Origin of the sequence: Phenylobacterium sp. (assembly GCF_035475775.1) — a bacterium.
Taxonomy (GTDB): Bacteria; Pseudomonadota; Alphaproteobacteria; order Caulobacterales; family Caulobacteraceae; genus Phenylobacterium.
Map to the genome: position 1 here is coordinate 22,218 of NZ_DATIMC010000035.1, position 20,919 is coordinate 43,136.

The 20,919-nt window shown below is 71.9% G+C and carries 28 protein-coding genes; 13 read left to right on the top strand and 15 right to left on the bottom strand.

The features are described from left to right. Window positions 1–180 precede the first annotated feature (180 nt). Window positions 181–939 carry a pyridoxine 5'-phosphate synthase gene (locus VLI41_RS04255; RefSeq protein ID WP_325266810.1) on the top strand — a complete coding sequence of 253 codons (759 nt, stop codon included), beginning with the start codon at window positions 181–183 and terminating at the stop codon, window positions 937–939. Beyond that, window positions 936–1,334, top strand: a complete 399-nt coding sequence (acpS, locus tag VLI41_RS04260) for a holo-ACP synthase (protein WP_325266811.1) — start codon at window positions 936–938, stop codon at window positions 1,332–1,334. Before VLI41_RS04255 ends, acpS begins: the two co-directional genes overlap by 4 nt. Window positions 1,335–1,344: 10 nt before the next feature. Here the strand turns inward: acpS and VLI41_RS04265 are convergent, their stop codons facing one another. The 4 genes from VLI41_RS04265 to VLI41_RS04280 all read right to left on the bottom strand — a co-directional run bounded on the left by VLI41_RS04265 (window position 1,345) and on the right by VLI41_RS04280 (window position 4,931). Continuing rightward, window positions 1,345–1,857 carry a hypothetical protein gene (locus VLI41_RS04265; protein WP_325266812.1) on the bottom strand — a complete coding sequence of 171 codons (513 nt, stop codon included), beginning with the start codon at window positions 1,855–1,857 and terminating at the stop codon, window positions 1,345–1,347. A gap of 173 nt (window positions 1,858–2,030) precedes the next feature. Beyond that, window positions 2,031–2,882: a polysaccharide deacetylase family protein gene (locus VLI41_RS04270; protein WP_325266813.1), complete on the bottom strand. Its 852-nt coding sequence runs from the start codon at window positions 2,880–2,882 to the stop codon at window positions 2,031–2,033. Between the two features lie 4 nt (window positions 2,883–2,886). Continuing rightward, a complete protein-coding gene (locus VLI41_RS04275) occupies window positions 2,887–3,360 on the bottom strand; it encodes a hypothetical protein (protein WP_325266814.1) in 474 nt (157 codons plus the stop codon). Beyond that, window positions 3,357–4,931 carry a winged helix-turn-helix domain-containing tetratricopeptide repeat protein gene (locus VLI41_RS04280; protein WP_325266815.1) on the bottom strand — a complete coding sequence of 525 codons (1,575 nt, stop codon included), beginning with the start codon at window positions 4,929–4,931 and terminating at the stop codon, window positions 3,357–3,359. Before VLI41_RS04280 ends, VLI41_RS04275 begins: the two co-directional genes overlap by 4 nt. 138 nt (window positions 4,932–5,069) lie before the next feature. Between VLI41_RS04280 and VLI41_RS04285 the strand changes: the two genes are divergently transcribed. The 5 genes from VLI41_RS04285 to VLI41_RS04305 all read left to right on the top strand — a co-directional run bounded on the left by VLI41_RS04285 (window position 5,070) and on the right by VLI41_RS04305 (window position 7,598). Beyond that, window positions 5,070–5,294 carry a tautomerase family protein gene (locus VLI41_RS04285; RefSeq protein WP_325266816.1) on the top strand — a complete coding sequence of 75 codons (225 nt, stop codon included), beginning with the start codon at window positions 5,070–5,072 and terminating at the stop codon, window positions 5,292–5,294. Between the two features lie 169 nt (window positions 5,295–5,463). Further along, window positions 5,464–5,808 (top strand): hypothetical protein, encoded by a 345-nt coding sequence (locus VLI41_RS04290; RefSeq protein ID WP_325266817.1) that lies wholly within the window; start codon window positions 5,464–5,466, stop codon window positions 5,806–5,808. Next, complete coding sequence (locus VLI41_RS04295) at window positions 5,792–7,030, top strand: NRAMP family divalent metal transporter (RefSeq protein ID WP_325266818.1); 1,239 nt, start codon at window positions 5,792–5,794, stop codon at window positions 7,028–7,030. The genes VLI41_RS04290 and VLI41_RS04295 overlap by 17 nt, the downstream gene beginning before the upstream one ends. Then, window positions 7,027–7,380 (top strand): hypothetical protein, encoded by a 354-nt coding sequence (locus tag VLI41_RS04300; RefSeq protein ID WP_325266819.1) that lies wholly within the window; start codon window positions 7,027–7,029, stop codon window positions 7,378–7,380. Before VLI41_RS04295 ends, VLI41_RS04300 begins: the two co-directional genes overlap by 4 nt. After that, window positions 7,380–7,598, top strand: coding sequence for a PRC-barrel domain-containing protein (locus VLI41_RS04305; RefSeq protein WP_325266820.1), 219 nt, complete (start codon window positions 7,380–7,382; stop codon window positions 7,596–7,598). Before VLI41_RS04300 ends, VLI41_RS04305 begins: the two co-directional genes overlap by 1 nt. On the opposite strand, the gene VLI41_RS04310 is transcribed toward VLI41_RS04305, so the two are convergent. After that, window positions 7,595–9,019 (bottom strand): acyl-CoA dehydrogenase, encoded by a 1,425-nt coding sequence (locus tag VLI41_RS04310; RefSeq protein ID WP_325266821.1) that lies wholly within the window; start codon window positions 9,017–9,019, stop codon window positions 7,595–7,597. The genes VLI41_RS04305 and VLI41_RS04310 overlap by 4 nt on opposite strands. A gap of 133 nt (window positions 9,020–9,152) precedes the next feature. Between VLI41_RS04310 and VLI41_RS04315 the strand changes: the two genes are divergently transcribed. The 3 genes from VLI41_RS04315 to VLI41_RS04325 are packed head-to-tail and all read left to right on the top strand — an operon-like array spanning window position 9,153 to window position 11,141. Continuing rightward, a complete protein-coding gene (locus VLI41_RS04315; protein ID WP_325266822.1) occupies window positions 9,153–10,142 on the top strand; it encodes a phosphotransferase family protein in 990 nt (329 codons plus the stop codon). Further along, window positions 10,139–10,495, top strand: coding sequence for a DUF6285 domain-containing protein (locus VLI41_RS04320; protein ID WP_325266823.1), 357 nt, complete (start codon window positions 10,139–10,141; stop codon window positions 10,493–10,495). Before VLI41_RS04315 ends, VLI41_RS04320 begins: the two co-directional genes overlap by 4 nt. 1 nt (window position 10,496) lies before the next feature. Then, window positions 10,497–11,141: a 2-hydroxychromene-2-carboxylate isomerase gene (locus VLI41_RS04325; RefSeq protein ID WP_325266824.1), complete on the top strand. Its 645-nt coding sequence runs from the start codon at window positions 10,497–10,499 to the stop codon at window positions 11,139–11,141. On the opposite strand, the gene VLI41_RS04330 is transcribed toward VLI41_RS04325, so the two are convergent. Genes VLI41_RS04330 through VLI41_RS04340 form a run of 3 tightly spaced genes read right to left on the bottom strand, consistent with a single transcriptional unit; the run spans window position 11,107 to window position 13,345 of the window. Then, window positions 11,107–12,168 carry a serine hydrolase gene (locus VLI41_RS04330; protein ID WP_325266825.1) on the bottom strand — a complete coding sequence of 354 codons (1,062 nt, stop codon included), beginning with the start codon at window positions 12,166–12,168 and terminating at the stop codon, window positions 11,107–11,109. The genes VLI41_RS04325 and VLI41_RS04330 overlap by 35 nt on opposite strands. 10 nt (window positions 12,169–12,178) lie before the next feature. Continuing rightward, entirely contained in the window at window positions 12,179–13,009 is an 831-nt protein-coding gene (locus VLI41_RS04335; RefSeq protein WP_325266826.1) for an AraC family transcriptional regulator, read from the bottom strand. A gap of 48 nt (window positions 13,010–13,057) precedes the next feature. Beyond that, window positions 13,058–13,345 (bottom strand): hypothetical protein, encoded by a 288-nt coding sequence (locus tag VLI41_RS04340; protein WP_325266827.1) that lies wholly within the window; start codon window positions 13,343–13,345, stop codon window positions 13,058–13,060. A gap of 73 nt (window positions 13,346–13,418) precedes the next feature. On the opposite strand from VLI41_RS04340, the gene VLI41_RS04345 reads away from it, so the two are divergent. From VLI41_RS04345 to VLI41_RS04355, 3 genes are all read left to right on the top strand, one after another. After that, complete coding sequence (locus VLI41_RS04345) at window positions 13,419–14,417, top strand: helix-turn-helix transcriptional regulator (protein WP_325266828.1); 999 nt, start codon at window positions 13,419–13,421, stop codon at window positions 14,415–14,417. A 30-nt stretch (window positions 14,418–14,447) separates the two neighbouring features. Beyond that, window positions 14,448–14,600: a hypothetical protein gene (locus tag VLI41_RS04350; protein WP_325266829.1), complete on the top strand. Its 153-nt coding sequence runs from the start codon at window positions 14,448–14,450 to the stop codon at window positions 14,598–14,600. Window positions 14,601–14,725: 125 nt separating this feature from the next. Continuing rightward, on the top strand, window positions 14,726–16,771 hold the full coding sequence (locus VLI41_RS04355; RefSeq protein ID WP_414692523.1) for a prolyl oligopeptidase family serine peptidase: 2,046 nt from the start codon (window positions 14,726–14,728) through the stop codon (window positions 16,769–16,771). 3 nt (window positions 16,772–16,774) lie between these two features. Here the strand turns inward: VLI41_RS04355 and VLI41_RS04360 are convergent, their stop codons facing one another. The 7 genes from VLI41_RS04360 to VLI41_RS04390 form a co-directional block, all read right to left on the bottom strand. Beyond that, window positions 16,775–17,053, bottom strand: a complete 279-nt coding sequence (locus VLI41_RS04360) for a hypothetical protein (protein WP_325266831.1) — start codon at window positions 17,051–17,053, stop codon at window positions 16,775–16,777. Window positions 17,054–17,109: 56 nt separating this feature from the next. Continuing rightward, on the bottom strand, window positions 17,110–17,709 hold the full coding sequence (locus VLI41_RS04365) for a cytochrome c (protein ID WP_325266832.1): 600 nt from the start codon (window positions 17,707–17,709) through the stop codon (window positions 17,110–17,112). Window positions 17,710–17,752: 43 nt separating this feature from the next. Next, complete coding sequence (locus VLI41_RS04370) at window positions 17,753–17,893, bottom strand: hypothetical protein (RefSeq protein WP_325266833.1); 141 nt, start codon at window positions 17,891–17,893, stop codon at window positions 17,753–17,755. Window positions 17,894–17,902: 9 nt separating this feature from the next. Next, a complete protein-coding gene (locus tag VLI41_RS04375) occupies window positions 17,903–18,085 on the bottom strand; it encodes a hypothetical protein (RefSeq protein ID WP_325266834.1) in 183 nt (60 codons plus the stop codon). Window positions 18,086–18,176: 91 nt separating this feature from the next. Beyond that, window positions 18,177–18,782 (bottom strand): NAD(P)H-dependent oxidoreductase, encoded by a 606-nt coding sequence (locus VLI41_RS04380; RefSeq protein ID WP_325266835.1) that lies wholly within the window; start codon window positions 18,780–18,782, stop codon window positions 18,177–18,179. Then, on the bottom strand, window positions 18,779–19,807 hold the full coding sequence (locus VLI41_RS04385) for a Gfo/Idh/MocA family oxidoreductase (protein WP_325266836.1): 1,029 nt from the start codon (window positions 19,805–19,807) through the stop codon (window positions 18,779–18,781). The genes VLI41_RS04380 and VLI41_RS04385 overlap by 4 nt, the downstream gene beginning before the upstream one ends. Continuing rightward, window positions 19,804–20,760 (bottom strand): MDR/zinc-dependent alcohol dehydrogenase-like family protein, encoded by a 957-nt coding sequence (locus VLI41_RS04390; RefSeq protein WP_325266837.1) that lies wholly within the window; start codon window positions 20,758–20,760, stop codon window positions 19,804–19,806. Before VLI41_RS04390 ends, VLI41_RS04385 begins: the two co-directional genes overlap by 4 nt. Between the last annotated feature and the right edge of the window lie 159 nt (window positions 20,761–20,919).

Here is a 20,919-nt window from a genome sequence, read left to right on the forward strand (position 1 = left end):
CGAAGTGGACTAAGGCCCCGATACCTGACTGATCGCGCTGCGGGCGCGATCGATCATCGTTCCGAGCGCCCCTCGTCCGTGCAATCCGTGAAATCCGTGGTTCCGTTCTTTCCTGCTTTTCGTCTCCTTCGTGATTCCTATCTAAGGTCCTCGATGAGCTGCGGGCGGAAGGGGTAGGGCGTGTCAAAGATCAGGCTCGGCGTGAACATCGACCACGTGGCGACCGTCCGGAACGCGCGCGGCGCGGCCTATCCCGATCCGGTGCGCGCCGCGGAGATGGCGCTCGCCGCCGGCGCCGACGGCGTCACCGCCCACCTGCGCGAGGACCGCCGCCACATCTCCGACGCCGACATCGACGCGCTGGCCGCCATCACCCGCCGCCGCGGGCGGCCGCTCAACCTCGAGATGGCCGCCACGCCGGAGATGGAGCAGGTCGCGCTCGCCCACCTGCCGCACGCCGCCTGCCTGGTGCCGGAGCGGCGCGAGGAGGTGACCACCGAGGGCGGCCTCGACGTGGTGCGCGGCCACAACCAGATCGCTCCGGTGATCGGCCGCCTGGCCTCCGCGGGCATCCGCGTCTCCTGCTTCGTCGAGCCCGACCCGGCCCAGATCGCCGCCGCAAAGGCCTGCGGCGCGGCGGTGGTGGAGCTGCACACCGGGGCCTGGTGCGACGCCGCGCGCGAGCGCAACCCGCAGGCGGCCGACCTGCTCTCAAAGCTCAGGGCCGCCGCGACCCAGGCGGCCGGGCTCGGCCTCGAGGTCCACGCCGGCCACGGCATCGACTACGAGACGGTCAAGCCGATCGCCGCCATCCCCGAGCTGGTCGAGCTCAACATCGGCCACTTCCTGATCGGCGAGGCGATCTTCATCGGCCTCGGCCCGGCCATCCAGCGGATGCGCGCCCTGATGGACGAAGCGCGGGCGACGAGGGCCGCGTGATCCTCGGCATCGGCTCGGACCTCTCCGACATCCGCCGCATCGAGCAGAGCCTGGCCCGCTTCGGCGAGCGGTTCACGCATCGCGTGTTCACCGAGACCGAGCGCGCGCGCTCCGAGCGCAAGCCCGACCGCGCCTCCTCCTACGCCAAGCGCTTCGCCGCCAAGGAGGCCTGCGCCAAGGCGCTGGGCACCGGCATCCGGCGCGGCGTCTTCTGGCGCGACATGGGCGTGGTCAACATGCGCTCCGGCCAGCCCACCATGGCGCTGAGCGGCGGGGCGGCCGAGCGGCTGGCGGCGCTGGTCCCGGACGGCATGCGGCCGGTGATCCACCTCTCGCTCACCGACGACCACCCCTACGCCCAGGCCTTCGTGATCATCGAGGCCGTGGCGGGGTGACCCGCCGGACTCAGGCCGGCTCGGGCGCCGGCTGCGGCGGCCGCTCGACCTCCTCGCGCAGCCGGTCGTAGGCCTCGACGCTGACCACATTCAGGTAGTCGGGGAGCATCGCCGGCGTGGCGATCTCGACCATGATGGCGTTCTCGATCCACAGCTCGATCAGCTCGAACAGCGGCCGATGCGGCGGCCCGCGCCAGCAGCGCACCGCCTTCCAGCCCTCACGCTTCGCCATGGCCAGCACCGCATCGGGGTCGAGGTCCAGCGACCAGAGGAAGTGGAAGGGGTAGGGACCGTGCGCGGTCTCGGCGCCGACCTCGAACTGGCCGGTGCGCGCGTCGTCGAGCTTGAGCGTCACGCCCAACGGATAGAGCTCGATCGCCGTGCCGTTCTCGTCGTCCGACAGCAGGATCACCGAGCCGGGGACCGGGGCCATGAACGGCCGCGCCGTCCAGCCGGTCAGCTCGGCCAGCACGCCGGCCACATGCGCCGGGTCGCGAACGGGAATGGAGACATGGTGGATCATGGCATCCTCGCGGAGCTTGCGGTTTCTGGCGCCCAGACTCGGCCACGCCCAAGCGCCACGGCAAGCCGCCGGGCCGTCGATTTTCATCTCGGACCGATCAAATTTGGTTTCAGGCGACGGCCAGCGTCGTCGCCGTCGCCGGCTTCACCTTCGCAGGCAGGCTCGGCGGGCCCTCACGCCGCTTCCAGCGCGCCGGCCCGCTGCAGCTCGCGCAACGGGCGGTAGCTGATCGGGATCAGCCCTTCCACGGCGATCAGGGACCGGATCTCCGGATCCATGGCGCAGGCATGGTCGTCCACCCGGAACTGCGCCTCGGCGAGATCGTAGCCGCGCAGCTCCGGGCCGTCGAACACCGGATGCACCAGGAATTCGGCCACCGCGCCCGGCTTCAGCCTGGGGAACACCGAGCGCATCTGCTCGCCCGTCGGCCGGCCCCACTGGGCCCAGACCTCGTCGGCGAAGACGATCCCCCGCTCGGCGGCGGGCGCGCGGCTCGCGAAGCCCAGCACCGGCTCGGCCGGCGCGCTCACCATCCGGACCGGCAGCCGGAACTCCTCGGCGAGCGCCAGGTAGATCTCGAAGAAGCGGGGATCGAGCTGCACCGTGCCCATGTGCGAATCCAGGTGGGTCACGTCGACGCCCCAGGCGTAGGCCTGCTCGATCTGCGCCCGGCACTCGGCCGCAACGTCCGCCACCTGCGCCCGCTCGCGCGCCTCGGCGACGGTCCGGGGCAGATAGCCCTGGTGGTCGTGCAGCGAGGCCGCGCCGGTCAGCGAGCGCCAGCGGTAGGTCGGATACTCCGCCGTCAGCGTCAGGTGCACGCCCACGTCCTTGCCCTGGAACAGCTCCACCGCCTCGCGCGCCCAGGGACAGGGGACCATCAGGGTGGCGCTGGTCGCGACGCCCGTCTCCATCGCCTCCAGGCTGGCGAGGTTGGCCGCGTGGCTGGAGCCGATGTCGTCGCAGTTGACGATCACCAGCCGGTCGTCGGCCCGGTAGCCCAGGCGCTCGGCAAGCGTGGTCATGACCCTATCTCTCCTTCCAGACGACCAGATCGTAGCGGCCCGTCGCGCCGCCTGGCGCCGCGCTGACGTCCAGCCGCACGCCGCCGCCGAGCCTGGCGCCCAGCCGGCGGAACGCCTCGCCGGGGCCGGCGTAGAGCCGCGGATCCGCGGCCATGCTGTCGACGCAACTCCTGAGCGGCCAGGGGAACGGCCGTTTGCCGAGGCTCGCCTGCGCCGCCTCGCAGAACGCACGGGCCGGCGGGCTCGTCGCTCCGGCTCCGCAGGAGACCGCATCCCCGCTCACGGTGAGCGACAGCCGCAGCGGCTCGCCCGAGCGTCGCGCCGCCTCCGCCAGGCCCTTCAGGGCTGTGCAGAGGCCGGTCGCCTGCGCCGCGCCGGCGGCCGACGCGGGCAGGGCGAGCGCCAGGGCGAGCAGGGCGGTGCGGATCATGGCCGCGACTATAGCCGCGCCGCGCGCGCCCGCCATCTCGGCGCTCAAGCCGGCATCTCGAGCCGCTCCAGCGCCAGAACGACCCGTCGCCGGGTCGCCGCGTCGCGGAACGGGAAGGCCTGCAGGAAGTCGGCGGCGCGCAGGTTCGGGTTGCGCCGCCGCGCCGAGGCGGCCCAGGCGGCGGCGCGCGCCGCCTCGCCGTTCATCGCGTGGCCGACGGCGGCGATCATCTCGATCAGCGGGTGCGCGCCGGGCGCGCGGGCCGCCTGCTCGCCCCATTCGGCCGCCTGGGCGGGCTCGTCCAGCACCATGTGCGACAGGGCCCTGACCCCCAGCATGCCATAGGCCAGCGGATCGAGCGGGCTCAGCGCCAGCGCGGCCTCGGCGCTCGCCCGGCCCGCGTCGGCCTTGCCGAGCAGGGTCTCGCTCCAGCCGCGGGCGTACTTCGCCTGGGCATAGTTGGGATTGAGCCGGATCGCCCGCTCGATCCAGGGCAGGCTCGCCTCCAGCTCGCCGGTGAGCCAGAAGGCCCGCCCCATCACGAGATTGCAGAACGGGTCCAGCGCGTCGCGCTCCAGCGCGGCCTCCGCGGCGCGCTTGGCCAGCGCCGTGGCGCGGGTGGCGTCGTCGGTGAAGCTCAGGAAGGCGGTCTCGAACTGGGCGAACGACAAGCCGGCGTGGGCCCGGGCGAAAGACGGCTCCAGCGCGATCGCCTGCTCGAACAGCGCCGCCGCCCGCGCCGTGCCCTCCCGGTTGAAGCGGTACATGTGGTGCAGGCCCAGGTGATAGGCCGACCAGGCGTCGAGGCTCTCGGGCGCGCTGAGCTGGGCGCGGCGCGCCTCGTTGAGCGGGATCTGCAGCTCCAGCGCCCCGATCACCGCCTGCGTCACCTGCTGGCGGATCTCGTGCACCGCCGCCTGCGGCGCCTCGAAGCGCTCGCTCCACAGCACCCGGCCGTCGCGCGTGTCGCTGAGCTCGGTGCTGACGCCCATGGCCGAGCCGTGGATCTCCACCGCGCCGGAGAGGCAGTAGCGCACCTTCAGCGCCTCGCGCACGGTCTCCAGCGTCGCCTCGGGCCCGCGGAAGTGGAAGGACGAGCCGCGGGCGATCACGAACAGCCAGCGAAAGCGCGACAGCGCGGTGATCAGGTCGTGCGGCAGCGCCTCGGCGATCCAGGCGCTCGGGCCGGCCGCGCCCAGCACCGCGAACGGCAGGACGGCGAGCGAGGGGCCGCTCTGCCGGGGCTCGGCGGGAACATCCTCCTGCGGCGGCGGCCGTGGCGCGGCCGGCAGCGGTTCGACCTCGCCGGGGTCCGCCTCGACCGGGGCCACGAAGCGCAGGCCGAGCTTCGGCACGGTGCGGATCACCCTCTGCGCCGCGCCGTCGTCGCCGAGCGCCCGCCGGGCGGACTTGATGCGGCTGGAGATCGCCGCCTCGGAGACGATGCGGCCGTTCCAGATGCGCTCGATGATCTCGTCGCGGCCGACCAGCCGGTGGCGGTTCTCGATCAGCAGGCGGATCAGCGCCAGGACCTGCGGCTCGACGGCCACGCGGTCGTCGCCCGCGCGCAGCTCGTACGCCGAAGTGTCGAGACGGAATGCCCCGAAGCGATAGATCATCGGGCCGTCAGCCTAACATGTCTCCGGACCGCCTCCCAAAAACCTCCACGCGCTCTGCAAGCGGCGGCGGGCGAGGGCGCGCATGGTCCGCCATGGCCCCGCGACGGGCGCCGGGCCGCAGCAAAGGAGGGCGCGGAAATGCCGCTCGTGACGATCGAGGTGATCAAGGACGTCTTCACCCCCACCCAGAAGCGGGACCTGATCCAGCGGGTCACCGACGCCATGGTGTCCGTCGAGGGCGAAGCGCTGCGCGGCGTCACCTGGGTGAAGGTGAACGAGATCGAGCAGGGCGACTGGGCGATCGGCGGCAAGCCGGTGACCGCTCGCGACGTGCAGGCGATGGACGGCTCGAAGGCCGCCTGACTCCGGCCGGGGCGGTCCGGCTCGCGGCCCGCCCCGGCCTTGGCTCCGATCTGCGGCTTCTCTGGCGCTTCCTCGGCGCTGGCGCTCGCCGGGACCCGTTTCGGCCAGGGCTTCGAGGTGGTCGCCGTGCAGTTGGCAACCTGGGCCATGGCTTGTCGGTTTCCCCGGCGTGTCAAAGCCCAGCCTGACCCACCTCTGTCTGATCGTCGTGGCCGCAGGCACTGTCGCCTCGGCGCAGGATCTCGACAAGGCCAAGCTTGACCAGGCTCGCTCGGTGATCGCCGAGGCCGCGCTCCTGGAGACCGCCGCCGCCCGCGGCCGCGTCACCCAGACCTACGCCCAGGCGCTGCGCGACACCTTGCGTGAGGACCTGCAGAAGCTCGCCCGGTCGCCGCAGTTCGCGGCCACGGCGCATGCCGCCCTGACCGCGCTCGACCGTCACGACGCGGCCGCGCTGGCCGGGCTGCGCGACCGCCTGGTCGCCCGGGAAAGGTCGCATGGCCGGGCTGATTGAGATCGTCCTGGGCATCATGACCGCGGTCGGCGGCTTCGTCGACGTCTCGGAGCTCACCTTCGCCGCTCAGGCCGGCTCCCGCTTCGGCTATTCGCTGCTGTGGGTGTTCGCGCTGGCGACCGTCGGGATCATCGTGTTCGGCGAGATGAGCGGCCGGGTCGCCGCGATCGCCAAGCAGCCGGTGTTCTGCCTGATGCGCCAGCGGCTCGGAGTCTCGCTCGGCCTCTTCACGCTGATCGCCTCGATCGTGGTCAGCCTGATCACCTGCGCGGCCGAGATCGGCGGCGTGGCGATCGTGCTCAAGCTGATGGCCGGGGGCGCCTATCTCATCTGGGCGGCGCTCAGCGTCGCGGCGCTGATCGTGATCGTCTGGGTCCTGCCGTTCGAATGGATCGAGCGCCTGTTCGGCCTGCTTGGCCTGTTGATGCTCGCGTTCGCGGCGGCCACCGTCGCGCTGCATCCGCCCTGGCGTGAGGTCGCCCGCGGCCTGGTTCCGCAGTTCCCGATGCATCTGCCTGGCGGCGACAGGCTGGCCTACGGCTACTTCGCGGTCGCCATCACCAGCGCCGTGCTGTTCCCGTACGAGACCTATTTCTACTCTTCCGGGGCGATCGAGGACCGCTGGACTCCCTCCAAGCTGCCGGTCAACCGCCTGACCACCGGCGTCGGCTTCAGCCTGGGCTCGCTGCTCTCCATGGGCATCCTGATCTCGGCCGCCGTCCTCTTCCGGCCGGTCCACGTCGACCCGCGCGAGCCCGCAACCGTCGCCCTGCAGGTCGCCGTGCCGTTCGGCAGGCCCGGGCTGCTGATCGCCCTGTTCGGGATGCTGATGGCGTTCTCCGGCGCGGCGGTGGAGACCTGCCTCGCCGCCGCCTATTCGCTCGCCCAGTTCTTCGGCTGGCCCTGGGGCCGCTACCGCAAGCCCGCCGAGACGCCCCGCTTCACGCTCGCCTGGATCGCGGGTTTCGTGATCGCGCTGGCCCTGGTGCTCACCAATGTGCCGCCGCTCGATCTGGTGGAGTGGTCGATCGTCTTCTCGATCGTGGTGCTGCCGCTGACCTACCTGCCTCTGCTGCTCATCGCCAACGACCGCAAGTACATGGGCCGCTACGTCAACGGCTGGGTGGCCAATGGCCTCGGCGTCGCCTTCTACGCCATCGTGGTCGTGGCCGCGGTCGGCGCCATCCCGCTCTACATCCTCACCTCGGGAGGCCAGAAGTGACGCCGGACGGGGCCATCAAGGTGTTCTCGGAGCTGCGCGATCTGCAGATCTTCGACTGCGAGGACCAGCTGTGCGGCATCTGCGACGAGGTCGAATTCGAGGGCGAGCCCAGCCAGCCCCTGAAGGTCGCGGCCCTGCTGGTCGGCCCGGGCGCCTACCGGGGCCGGTTGCCTGGCGTCGTCTTCTGGCTGGTGCGGCGCGTGGCGGGCGATCGCATCACCCGCGTGCCCTGGAGCGCGGTCGAGCACGTCACCTCGCGCATTTCGCTCAATGTCCGCGCGGAAGACCTTGGCCTCGGCCGCGAGGACCGCCGTCTTCGCCCGCTCATCGAGAAGGTGCCGTTCGCCTGATGCGCGCCATCGACCTGCAGGGAAAGCCCGTGGTGACCGAGGCCGGCAAGCGCCTCGGCCACGTCTCCGAGATTCACCTCAAGGGCGGCGAGGTCGCCTACCTCACCTGCGGTGGCGGCGGCTTCCTGCAGCGGTTCAAGAGCTCGCGCCGCGGCGGACGCGTCGAGTGGTCCGCGGTCCGCCGGATCGAGGCCAGGCGGATCGTGGTCGCGGGCTAAGGCCTGGCCGGCGCGGGCTGGACGGACTCCTCCTCGAGGGCCGGCGTCGCGCGCCGGGTCGCCGCCTCGGTCGCGGCGCGCTCGCCCTCGGTGGGCCGGTCGGTCTTGCGGTAGTCCACGTCGTCCCAGGTCAGCGCCGACATCGCCTTGCGGCGAGGGCCGAGGTAGCCGAACAGATAGGCCGCCACCTTGCGCATCTGGATCTCCTCGGAGCCCTCGGTGATCCGGTAGCGGCGGTGGTGGCGGTAGATGTGCTCGAACGGCTTGTGCCGCGAATAGCCGATGCCGCCGTGCACCTGCATGGCCCGGTCGGCGGCCTCGCAGACCAGCCGGTTGCCCCAGTAGTTGCACATCGAGACCTTGTCCGAGATCGTCCGCTCGATCTCCTTGTGGTCCATGCGGTCCATCTGCCAGGCGGTCTTGCGGATCAGCAGGCGCAGCGCCTCGGCCTGGGTGGCGAGCTCGACCAGCGGCCACTGGATCGCCTGGTTCTCCGCCAGCGCCTTGCCGAACGGCTTGCGCGCCCGGGCGTACTTCACGCTCTCCTCGATGCAGTAGACGGCCGCCCCGAGGCTCGAGGCCGCCTGGCGGATGCGGTTCTGGTGCACGAAGCTCTGGCCCAGCGCCAGGCCGCCGCCGATCTGGCCCCAGTAGCTGTCCTCGGGGATCCAGACGTCGTTCAGGCTCACCCGCGGATGGTCGGTCGGCATGTTGAAGGTCCAGAGGTACTCCTCGACCTTCACGCCGGGCGCATCGGCCGGGACGATGAAGCAGGTGATCCCGTGGGCGTCGCCGTCCTCGCCCGAGGTGCGGGCGTAGACCATGATGTGGTTCGCCACGTGCATGCCCGTGGTCCACATCTTTTCGCCGCGGATCAGCCACCCGGGCTGGCCGTCCTTCTCGTGCGGGACGGCGCGGGTCTCCATGAAGGTGGCGTCGGAGCCGTGGTTCGGCTCGGTGAGCCCGAAGCCGGTGCGCAACTGGCCCGACAGCAGCTTGTCGGCGTCGCGCTCGTACTGGGAGTTCGTCGCGAACTCCTTGAACATCAGGATGAACGGGTTGTTGCCGACGATCGAGTGCTCGGTCTGCAGGTCGTTGTGCAGGCCCAGGCCCTTGGCCGCCAGGTGCTCGCGGATCACCGCCAGCCAGAGCTGGCTGCCGCCCTTGCCGCCCAGCTCCTTGGGCCAGCCGAACCGCAGGTGCCCCGCCGCGTCGGCCCGCCGGCGCGCCTCGGCCAGGAGCTGCTCCCATTCCTTCTTCGGCAGGCCGCCCTTCTCCCAATCCGTCCGCTCGTACTCGCGGCGGTGGTCGAAATACCTGATGTTGTCGTTCTCCTGCTCGAGCGGCTTGATCTCGCGCTCGATGAAGGCGTCCAGCTCGTCCAGATAGTCGGAGAGTTCCTGCGGCAGGTCGAAATCCATGGGTCGCGTCCTCGTGGGCGGTCTCGGGCCGCCTTACCTCGGGTGATCGGTTTACAAGCGGGGCCGGGACCCGCCAGATCGCCACTCTAGACCAGGAAAGGGCTTCCGTGGGGTCATGCCGGTAGACGGCCAAGTGGACGTTCGCGACGCGCTGGGGAAGCTCGCGGTCAGGCTGGCCGGGGCGGGGGCGCGCCTCACCGAGGCCCAGCGGCTGACCGGCGGGGCCAGCGCCGAGACCTGGGCCTTCAGCATCGAGGCGCCGTCCGGCCGTCAGGAGTTGATCCTGCGGCGCCGCACCGCGCCCACCGATCCGGAGACCTCGCGCTCGACGAGCCTCGCCGCCGAGGCCGCCCTGATCCGCGCGGTCGCCGCCCGCGGCGCGCCCGCCCCGCCGTTCGTCCACCTCTGCGACGAGCGCGACGGCCTGGGCGAGGCGCACGTCACCCGCCGGGTGGCCGGCGAGACGCTGGGGCGCAGGATCAACACCGATCCGAAATTCGACGCCGTGCGCCCGCTGCTCGCCCGCCAGTGCGGCGAGGTGCTGGCGAAGATCCACGCCACCCCGCCGCCGCCCGAAGCCAACCTGAAGTTCGCCGACGCCGCCGTCGAGCTCGATCGCTACGAGGAGGTCTACCGCGTCTCGGGCGCAGAGCGGCCGGTGCTGGAGCTCGCCTTCCGCTATCTGCGCGAGCGCCTGCCCGCGCCGCGCGCGCCGGTGCTGCTGCACGGGGACTTTCGGAACGGCAACCTGATGATCAGCCCCGAGTCCGGGCTCGCCGCGGTGCTCGACTGGGAGCTCTCCCACCTCGGCGATCCGGCCGAGGACATGGGCTGGCTCTGCACCAACTCCTGGCGGTTCTCGCGGCCCGACCGGCCGGTGGGCGGCTTCGGCGACTACGCCGACCTGCTGGCGGGCTACGAGGCGGCCGGCGGCGAGCCGATCTCCCTGGAGCGCGTCCGCTTCTGGCAGACGCTGGGCAGCCTGAAATGGGGCGTCATGTGCCTGACCATGTACATGAGCTGGGCGAGCGGCGGCTCGGCCTCGGTGGAGCGGCCGATGATCGGCCGGCGCGTCTCCGAGACCGAGATCGACCTCATCAACATGCTGGAGGCGGGGCTGTGATCACCCATCCGAAGCCCGAGGAGCTGACCGAGGCGGTCGGCCGCTGGATCGAGGAGATCCGCCCCGCGCTCGACCCGCGCAACCAGTTCCTGGCCCGCGTCGCCGCCAATGCGCTCGCTGCGGTCACCCGCGAGCTGCGGATGGGCGAGGAGGCCAAGGCCGCCGCCGTCCAGCGCCTCGAGCCGATCCTCGGCCACGGCGGGACCTACGAGGGCCTCAACTGGGAGCTCTGCGAGAAGCTTCGCGCCGGCGAGGTGGGCGTCGAAACCCCCGGCCTGATCGCCGCGCTGCGCGCCAACGTCCTCGACCAGCTGGCCATCGACCAGCCGAACTACAGGCACGAGAGGTCCTGAGATGGCGCGCCTGGAGTTCTTCTTCGACCTGTCGTCGCCCTGGACGCGGCTCGCCTTCCACAACGTCCAGCCGATCCTGCGCGAGACCGGCGCGTCGGTGACCTGGCGGCCGTTCCTGGTCGGCGGCGTGTTCAACGCCGTCAATCCCGGCGTCTACGCGAGCCGCGCCAACCCCGGCGATCCGAAGGTCCGTCACACCTTCACCTGGCTGAAGGCCTGGGCGCGGCTCGCCGGCGTCGCGATGAACTTCCCCTCGCCGCACCATCCCGTGAAGTCGGTCCATGCGATGCGCGTCTGCTGTGCGCTGGAGGACGACCAGGCGGCGCTGTTCGGCTTCGCCGAGGCCGCCTTCGAGGCCTATTTCGGAGAGGCCCGCAACCTGGACGATTCGGCTGTGCTGGCCGACATCGCCGAGGGCTGCGGCCTGGACGGCGCGGGCCTCCTGGCCCGCTCGCAGACCGAGGCGGTCAAGCAGCGGCTGCGCGCCAACACCCAGGAGGTGATCGACCGCGGCGGCTTCGGCTCGCCGACCCTGTTCGTCGACGGCGACCGGATCTTCTTCGGCAACGACCAGCTGCCGATCGTGCGCCTGGCGCTGCAGGAATCCTCGCTCAGCGCAGCAGCGCCGGCGCGATCAGGCTCGTGAACAGCGCATCGGTCACATCGCCCGCGTGGGGGATGCGGAAGTTCGTCGTGGTCACCACCACCACGGCCTCGGCGTCCGGCAGCACGTAGACCTTGTTGCCGCCCGTCCCGTACATGCCCCAGGTCTTCACCGGCTTGCCGGCCACGCGGAAGGTCTGCAGCCACCAGAGATAGCCGTAGTCGGTGTCTTCGCGGGCGTTGGCGTGCGGGCTGACCGAGCGGCGCACCCACTCGGCCGAGATCACCTGCCTTCCATCCCACTTGCCGCCATTGAGATAGAGCTGGCCCAGCTTCCAGAGGTCGCGCGTGGTGAGCTGCAGGCCGCCGCCGGTCATGGCGTCGTGCAGCGGCGTGAACTGCCACTTGGCGTCGGCGATGCCGAGCGGGCCGAACAGCACCTTCTGGGCGAAGGCGGGCAGCGGCGCCTTCACCGCCCGCTGGATCAGCGGGCCGAGCGTCGTGGCTCCCGCCGTGCAGTAGCTCCAGGCCCGGCCGTAGGGTGACTGGGCGGGCGTCTGCGTCCACTCCGGGAAGCCCTTGATCGGCAGGTCGAGCGTGAACTTCACCCAGTCCTCGACCAGGTACATCCGCTCCTCGTTGCCGCGCGAGAAGCTGTTCTCGTCATCGCACTCCAGGAGCGAGCTCATGGTCAGGAAGTCCTCGACCGTGATCTTCGCCTTGCGCGGATCGGGGTTGGCGAGCGGGCGCCGGTCGGGGAAGAAGTCGAGGACGTGCGCTTCCGGCTTCAGAAAGCCCCGGTCGACGGCCGCGCCGACCAGCATGCCGGTGACGGTCTTGGTCGCCGAACGCGTGTTGCGCAGGCCAAGGGGCCCGTCCTTGTCGAAGTAGCGCTCGTAGACCACCCGGCCGTCGCGGGCGACCAGCACGCTGGTGATCTGCTTGTAGGTCCCGGCCTGCACGGCCGGCGCGATGGCGGCGAACCCGGCGCCGGCGGGGGCAGGGGTTTGGGCGAGGGCCGCAGCGGCCCAGAGGCTGGCGGCAAGGGCGAGGGAGACGGTCGGTCGCATGCCGCGGGGCTTAGGCCGCCTGCGCCGCCTCGTCTTGTACCGCCGCAACATCGTGCGACGCGCGCCACTGGCCCGGGGTGAGCCCCAGCACCGCGCGGAAGGCGCGGGTCATGTGCGCCTGGTCGGTGAAGCCCGCCTCGACGGCGGCTTCGGCCAGGGAGAGCCGCCGGTGCAGCATCAGTTCGGCCGCGTGCTCCACGCGGCGCCATCGGAGGAGGTCGCCCGGCGAGCAGCCCCAGGCCTGGCGGAAGACGCGCGCCAGGTGGACGGGGTGGACCTGCGCGGCGGCGGCCATTTCGGCGACGCTGAGGCTCGCCTCGCGGGCGCGGTCCATCACCAGCTCGTAGGCGAGCCGGGCCCACGGCGGCGTGGCGGCCTGGGCCCCGGGCCGGGCCGTGCGGGCGGTGAGCTCCCACGCGGCGCTCTCCAGCAGCACGGCGTCGCGGCCGGCGCCCAGCACTTCGCGGGCGATGCGGAACGCCTGGCGCTGGGCGTCAGCGTCGGTCACCGCGGTCGGGAGCTCCGGCAGGTCGCGGCTCGCCGCGCCGGGCGGCAGGGCCACGGACACGAAGGCTCCGAGATTGCCCTCGAAGCAGTCGGCATGGGTGGTCCCGGCCGGATAGAAGATCAGGCAGGGGGCCGCGACCCGCAGCGGCCGGCCCTGCAGGGTGGCCGAATAGACGCCCGAATGCGCCAGCACGAAGTGCGGCTCGCGGTGGGTGTGGGTCTCCACGACCTGGCCCTTGGGCCGGATCTCGAACGAATCGATATCGAATGCGCCCGACCAGCCGTCGCGCCGCCAGGCGCCGTCGAACCCTCCGGGACGCACTTCTCTCGCCACGCGCCGCTCCAGCCGCGAAGCCGAGCTTGGCCGCGAATGCGGCGGATATCAGGCCGCCTCGAGCACCCGGATGATCTCGTCCTCGCGGGCGTTCCACAGGATCGCGACATTGGCCGCGCGCTCGGTGAGCTCGCCCAGCGCGGCGCGGATGTCGGCGCGGCGCAGGCGCGTCTGCGACAGCCGCAGCAGGGTGCGGCCGCCGCCCTGGTCCTGCGCTTCGTCATGGAAGCGAAGCACCGCGTCGACCACTGCGGCGGGAAGCGCCGGGCGCTCCAGGTGCGGCAGGCTGCGGGCCGGGCGCCGGTAGGCGGGGCGGAAGGGGCGGTAGGAGGCCATCGGTCGAACTCCGTTGCGGGATCGCTTGGGTTCGGTTCTGATGGGCCGCTGCGACAGAAACGGACGTAAGTTCATGAGGCATGAAAAGGCCGGCCGGCTCCTGGAGCTCGCCAGACTGCTCGCGTCCACCGCCGAGGGCCTGACCCTCGACGAGATCGCCGAGCGCCTGGGGGTCGGGCGGCGCACCGCCGAGCGGATGCGCGACGCGGTCCGCGAGGTGTTCCCGCAGCTCGAGGAGGTGGAGGACCCGCCCACCCGCCGATTCCGCATCCCCTCCGGTCTCGACGGGCTCTTCCAGGCGCCGACGCCGGAGGAGCTGTCGGCGCTTGCGCTGGCCGCGGAGAGCTTCGCCGCCCAAGGCGCGAGCGCGCGGGCCGCCGCCCTGCGCTCGCTGGAGCAGAAGGTGCTCTCCGCGACCCGGGCCGCGGCGCGCCGGCGGCTGGCCCCGGACCTGGAGGCCCTGCTGCAGGCCGAGACCATCGCCGTCCAGGCCGGTCCCCGGCCGTTCGAGGACGAGACGGTGCTTGCGGCGGTGCGCGAGGCGCTGAAGGCCGCCTCGACGCTGAGCTTCCGCTACGAGGGCGGCTCGCAGCCGGGCCGCGTGCGCGAGGTCAGCCCCTACGGCATCCTGTTCGGGCGGGCGAACTACCTGGTGGCGTCGGAAGGCGAGGGGAAGCCGCGCAACTGGCGGCTCGACCGCATCGGCGAGGTCGCCGCCACCGGCCGCCCGGCCTCACGCGATCCCGGCTTCTCGCTGCAGGACTACGCCGACGAGAGCTTCGGCATCTACCAGGACGACACCCAGGACGTGGTCCTGCGCATCCTGCCGGCGTCGGCCGAGGGGGCGCTGCGCTGGCGCTTCCATTCGAACCAGGCGCTCGAGCCGCAAGCCGACGGCGCGGTGATCGTGCGCTTCCGCGCCAGCGGCATGCGCGAGCTCGCCTGGCACCTGTTCACCTGGGGCGACCAGGTCGAGATCCTCGCGCCCCCGGTCCTGAAACAGACCCTGATCGAGCAGATCGAGCTCGCCCGTCGCGCTCATGCGACCGATTCTGCCGCACCCGCCGCCTAGCGCTTTTCCCGTGAGCAACGGGAGAGGCCCATGACCATCGTCAGCGACTACGCCAACGTCTTCGAGCTGGAGTTCCGCCTGCGCCGGCGCGGCCGCCGGGCCGTGGCCCTGATGGTCTGGGCCGGTCTCTTCCTGGTTCGCCCGAACCTCGCCCTCGCCATCTGGCGCGAGCGGCGGGGGTGAGGCGCGTCGTCTCAGGCGGGCCCGGATGACCAAGGTTTAATCCGCCCGCGCTTGCCCTCGCCACCGCGGATGGCTCTATCCGCATCATGCGAGTTCTGGCTCTGATGGCGGCGGGAGGACTTCTGATGGTGGCGGCGCCGGCCCCGAAACCCGACCCCTACGCCTATCTGGAGCAGATCGACGGGGCCAAGGCGCTGGCCTTCGCCAAGGCGGAGACCGACCGCTCCCTGCCGCAGCTGCAGGACGATCCCCGCTACGGCGCCCTGCACGCCGAGGCGCTGAAGATCGTCACGGCCAAGGACCGCATCCCGGCGGTCGCGATCGCCGGCGACGGAGCCTTGCGCAACTTCTGGCAGGACGCCGATCACGTGCAGGGGGTCTGGCGCGCGACCAGCCTGGCGAGCTACCGCACCGCCGAGCCTGAGTGGCGCACCCTGCTCGACGTCGACGCGCTCTCCAAGGCCGAGGGCGTCACCTGGGTGTTCGGCGGCGCGAGTTGCCTGAAGCCGGACGACCGGCTGTGCCTGGTCAGGCTCTCGAATGGCGGCAAGGACGCCGCCATCGTCCGCGAGTTCGACGCCCAGGCCGGCAAGTTCGTGGACGGCGGCTTCTCCCTGCCGGAGGCCAAGTCCAACTCCGCCTGGATCGACCGCGACACCTTGGCCGTCGCCACCGAATGGACCAAGGGCGAGGTCACCCAGTCCGGCTATCCCTACATCGTCAAGCTCTGGAAACGGGGCGAGCCCCTGTCATCGGCCCGGGAGGTGTTCCGCGGCTCGGTCAAGGACGTCGCGGTCTCGCCGCTGGTGCTGCGCGATCCGGACGGCCGCGCCCAGGCGGTGCTCCTCGAGCGCGCGCTGGACTTCTTCAACACCGAGCACGTGCTGCTCACCGACAGCGGGCCGGTGAAGCTCGCCCTGCCGACCCGCTCCACCATCCAGGGCTACGTCGCCGGCCAGGTGGCGCTCACGCTCGAGCAGGACTGGCCGGAGGCCGGGTTCAAGGAGGGCGACCTGGTCGCCCTCGACCTGGCCGAGCTGAAGGCCGATCTCGCCCATCCCAGGGCGCACCTGGTGCTCAGGCCCACCCGCAGCCAGGCGATCGAGGAGGTCGCCACCACGCGCGACCGGCTGGTCGTGGCGCTCTATGACGACGTCAAGGGCGAGGTCCTCGCGTTCGCCCGCAACGGCGCGGGCTGGACCGCGACCAGGCTCGACCTGCCGAAGGACTCCTCGATCCACATCGGCTCGGCCTCCGATCGCGACGACCGGCTGATCCTGAACGTCACCAGCTTCCTCGAGCCCGACACCCAGTGGCTGGCCGATGCGGCCGCCGGCCATCCGGAGAAGCTGAAGAGCCTGCCCGCCCGCTTCGACGCCTCGAAGGACGTGGTCGAGCAGTATTGGGCCACCTCGCGCGACGGCACGAAGGTGCCTTATTTCGTGGTCCGGCCGAAGGCGATGAAGCTCGACGGGAGCAATCCCACGCTGCTCTACGCCTACGGCGGCTTCCAGGTCTCGCAGACCCCGGCCTACGCCGCCACGGTGGGCAAGCTCTGGCTGGAGAAGGGCGGGGTCTATGTCGTCGCCAACATCCGCGGCGGCGGCGAGTTCGGGCCGCGCTGGCACAACGCCGGCCTGAAGCTGAACCGCATGCGGGTCTATGAGGACTTCTTCGCGGTCAGCCGCGACCTGATCGCGCGGAAGATCACCTCGCCCCGCCGGCTCGGGATCATGGGCGGCTCCAACGGCGGGCTGCTGATGGGGGTGGCGCTCACCAAGCACCCCGAGCTCTACCGGGCCATCGTCATCCAGGTGCCGCTGTTCGACATGATCGGCTACACCCACATCGGCGCGGGGGCCTCCTGGGTGGGCGAGTACGGCGACCCCGCCATCCCCGCCGAGCGCAAGGTCCTGCTCAGCTACTCGCCCTACCAGAACCTGAGGGCCGGCCAGCCCTATCCCAAGGTGTTCCTGGAGACCTCGACGAAGGACGACCGGGTGCATCCGGCGCACGCCCGCAAGGCCGCCGCCAAGCTCGAGGCGCTGGGTTACGACTTCCTCTACTATGAGAACATGGAGGGCGGCCACGCCGCCGCGGCCAACCTCAACGAGCGGGCGCTGCGGGTGGCGCTGGAATACACCTACCTCATGCAGCGGCTGATGGACTGACGGCTATCGCGGGACGGCCCCGGCGGGGTTCGTACGCTCGCCGCTGCCGCGCCGCCGCACGCTGTCGACCGCCTCCTTGGACTCCTGCTGCCGCTCGGCCGCCTGCGTCGCCGTGAGGCAGATGCGCTCGCTCATGTGGCTGCCCGGCCGCTCCTCCATGTGGCAGATCGGCTTGGCGCGTTCGCCGGGGGCCGCCTGCGCCGCGGGCGGATCAGCGGGGGCGGCGGCGGCCGGCGCGCCCGCCATCAGGACGGCGCCGGCGGCGAGCATGGAAAGGATCATCGCAACTCCCCCAGAAGATACGCGGCAGTAGAGCCCAGAGCGGGGCCGGCGACAAGTCAGGGCGTCGGTGGAGCGGGCGAGGGGTCGGTCGGCGGCGGCGGCTCGGCCTGCCGCATCGCCAGATAGCCCGGATAGTCCAGGCTCCGCAGCGCCTCGATGAAGGCGACCAGGTTCCAGGCCTCGCGCGCGCTCAGCCGGCCCTTCCAGGCTGGCATGGCGGTCATCTTCTCGCCGTTGCGGATGATCCAGTAGAGCTCGTTCGGCCGCCAGCGGTCCGGCGAGTTGATCAGGTAGGGCGGCGGCGGGTTGAGGCCGTAGGACAGCGGGGCGGGGGCGATCCCGGGTCCGCCATGGCAGGTCACGCAATGGGCGTCGTAGAGCCGGAATCCCGCCCGCATCTCGTCGGCGGTGAAGCGCGCCGGGACCCGGATGCCGCGGGCATGGCGGCGGACCGAATGCAGCTTGACGGTGTCGAGGATTCGATAGGCGAGACGGCCGTGCGGCACGCTGGCCGCCATATCGAAGGCGCCCGACAGCACCGTCCCCCAGGCCGCCGCGCCGAGCGCCGCCACGCCGATGACGACGCCTGTCAGCAGGCAAACCGCCTTCGGGGCGTCAACCCAGCGTCTCCACAGGCGTCCGGCCGCCGAACCCATGCCGCCGGAACGCTCGGCGGCGCTTCGCGGTGCAAACGGGAGCCTACTGAAACCGCGTGATGATCCAGGCGACCGCGGCGGTCAGCACCACGCCCAGCAGGAAGCCGCGGAAGAAGGAGCCGTTGCGCTCCCACCAGAGCCGCCGCGCCCGCATCCGCTGCGCCCGGTCCATGCGGCGGGGCATGGCCATCGCTCAGGCCGACATCATGGCGGGGTGGCGTCGGGCGATCTCGTCGTGCAGCCGGTAGAGGTGCGGCCGCGCATAGCGCCCGGCGCGGGCGATCTCGGCGCGGATGTGGCGGACGGCGCCGCGGGGCCCCAGCCGCGCCTCCAGGTCGTCGGCTTCCGCGGCGATCGCCGCAATGCCGAGCTTCAATCGAAATGGCGTCAGGTGCATTGCGGTCGACCCCCACGACCTGCCCGGAACCATCATCACAATGCGGTTAACGGGAGGTGACCGCGCCTGCTCAGCTCTCCTGCCTCGGCGGCGGGCTTCCGGCGAGCGCACGGGCCGCCCAGGCGAGATTGCGCGCGGCGTTGCGCGCCACCCGGTCCGAATAGTCGTGCGCCTGTGGGGTCTCGGTGTAGTCGGGCCCGGCGCCGGGGCCCAGGTGCCAGTAGGTCCAGGCCTGGCCCGGCACGGTGAAACCCACGTCGATCAGCGCCTGGGCCAGCGTGCCCACGATGTGGTGCGCGCCATCCTCGTTGCCGGTGATCACGATGCCCGCCACCTTGCCCATGGCGGGCGTGCGGCCCTGGTCGTCCATCTCGCTGAAGAATGCGTCCATCCGCTCGATCGCCCGCTTGGCGACGCTGGACATCTGGCCGAGCCAGGTGGGCGTGGCCATCACCAGGATGTCGCAGGCCGTGATCTTGGCGCGGATCGCCGGCCAGGCGTCGCCCGCGCCCTGGTCCGACTTGACGCCCGGCTTGATGTCCAGGTCGACCAGGCGGATCAGCTCGCACGCGACGCCCTCGCGCTCCAGTTCGGCGATCAGCACCCGGGCCAGCGCCTCGGTGTTGGAGACCTCCGGCGAGGGCTTGAGCGTGCCGTTGAGGATCAGCGCCTTCATCGGCCGTAGATCCGGTCGAGCGTGCGGGCGACCTCGACCAGCCGCTCGGCCTCGGGGTCGAACCGCTGGCCGGCGGCGAGGCGCCTGGCCCAGTCGGCGCCGGCCCGCCCGCCCCAGGCGTCCGGCGGGCTCGCCAGCGTCTCGCGCCCGGCGCCGCGGTAGCGCTCGGCGGTGAAATCGTAGAACGAGCCCGCCACGTTTTGCAGCGCCGCCCCGCCCTCGGTCCCGTAGAACGCCGCCGAGATCGCCGCGTCGCAGCCGGCCTGCAGCCGCCACGAGCACGCCAGCCGGACCGCCGCCCCGGTGGCGAGCGTGAGGCTCGCGGCCGCATAGTCCTCCACCGCGCCCGCCCGCGCCGGGAGCGGCGCGCCGCCCGCGAACAGGCTCGCCTGCACGGCCTCGACCGCCGGGAATCCCAGGGTCCACAGCGCCAGGTCGACCAGGTGCACGCCGAGGTCCATGACGCAGCCGCCGCCGGAGAGCGCGGGGTCGTAGAACCACGGCTTGTCGGGCCCATAGGCGTTGTGGAACACCAGATCGGCCGCGAAGATCCGGCCGAGCGCGCCCGCCGCGATCAGCTCGCGGATGCGCTCCATGCCCTCGGTGAAGCGGTAGGAGAGGTCGACGCAGAGCAGCCGGTCGGCCCTGCGGGCCGCCGCCACCACCGCGGCGGCCTCCGCCTCGCTGCGGCCGAGCGGCTTCTGGCAGAACACCGCCAGGCCCCGCTCCAGGGCGCAAATCGCCTGCTCGGCGTGCAGCGCGCTGGGGGTCGCGATGACCAGGCCGTCGAGGTCGGCTGCGAGCAGGTCCTCGAGATCCCGTCCGATCGCCGCCGCGGGCGCGAGCCGCGCAGCCCCGGCCGCGGCGTCCGCAGAGGGGTCGGCGATCGCCGCCGCCTCGACCGCCCCGGTCGCCAGCATCGCCTCCATGCGCTGCCGCCCGATCCAGCCCACGCCCAGGAAGCCCAGCCGCGGCCGCCGCAGCGCCGGGGCGGGCCGGCGCGTCCTCGCCGCCGCCTCGCTCATGACGGCGTCACCAGAGCCTTGAGGAACCCGTCCGGCCGGTCGCGCGTGGCGTCGAGCGCGTCCGCCAGCCGCGCCAGCGGATAGACGTGGGTGTAGAGGCCGGAGGGATCGAGCCGCCCCGAGGCCACCGCCTCCACCGCCTCGCGGATGCCCGCCAGGCAGATCGCCGGATCGCGCTCGTGGGCGTTGATCACATCCAGGCCCCGCCAGTTCCAGAGCTGCATGTTGACCTGCCGCGGGCCGTCCTGGTGGTAGCCGGCGACGATCAGCTTGCCGCGCTCGGCGGCGAGCTCGGCGGCCAGGTCCAGCGGCCATTGCTTGCCCACCGCCTCGATCACCCGCTCGCAGAAGGCGCCGCCGGTGAGCGCCTTCACCGCCTCGATGACCCGCCAGTGGTCGTCCATCGGCACGACCTCGGCCGCCCCCATCCGCCGGGCGACGTCCAGCGAGAACGGCCGCCGCGAGACCCCGATCACCCGCGCCCCGGCCTGGCTCGCGAGCCGCGTCAGCACGGCGCCCAGGAACCCCACGCCGACGATCGCCACCGTCTGGCCGGGCTGGATGTCGGCCCGGCGGAAGATGTTCATCGCGCAGCCCAGCGGCTCGCCCGGGAACGGCTGGGCCGCCAGGCTCGCGGGCAGCTTCACCACCGCCTCGGCCTCGGCCAGGTCGTAGTCGGCGTAGGCGTTGTACGAGAGGGCGGCCACGCGCTCGCCGACGGACAGGCCCTCGACGCCTTCGCCCAACGCGTCGATCACCCCCCAGCCTTCATGGCCGAGCGCGCCGGGGTCGGTGGGGTAGCGCATCCACTCCGGCCCCGCCCACGGCGTCAGGTTCGAGGCGCACACCCCGCAGCCTTCCAGCCGCACCCGCACCTGCCCCGGTCCGGGCTGCGGGATCTCGACCTCGCTCAGCCGCATCTGGCCCGGCCCCGCCAGCACGGCGGCCCGCATCACAGGCCTCGCGGCCAATGCCACGCTCATCCGGCGTCACCCCCAATCGGACATCGATGAGCAACAAGCCCACGCGGCGAAGCTTTGTTCCCATTGCGTGGGTCGGTCGGATCGCGGTTGCCGGTTGAGCCCGCCGCGCCAAGTGGATAGGTTCGATGC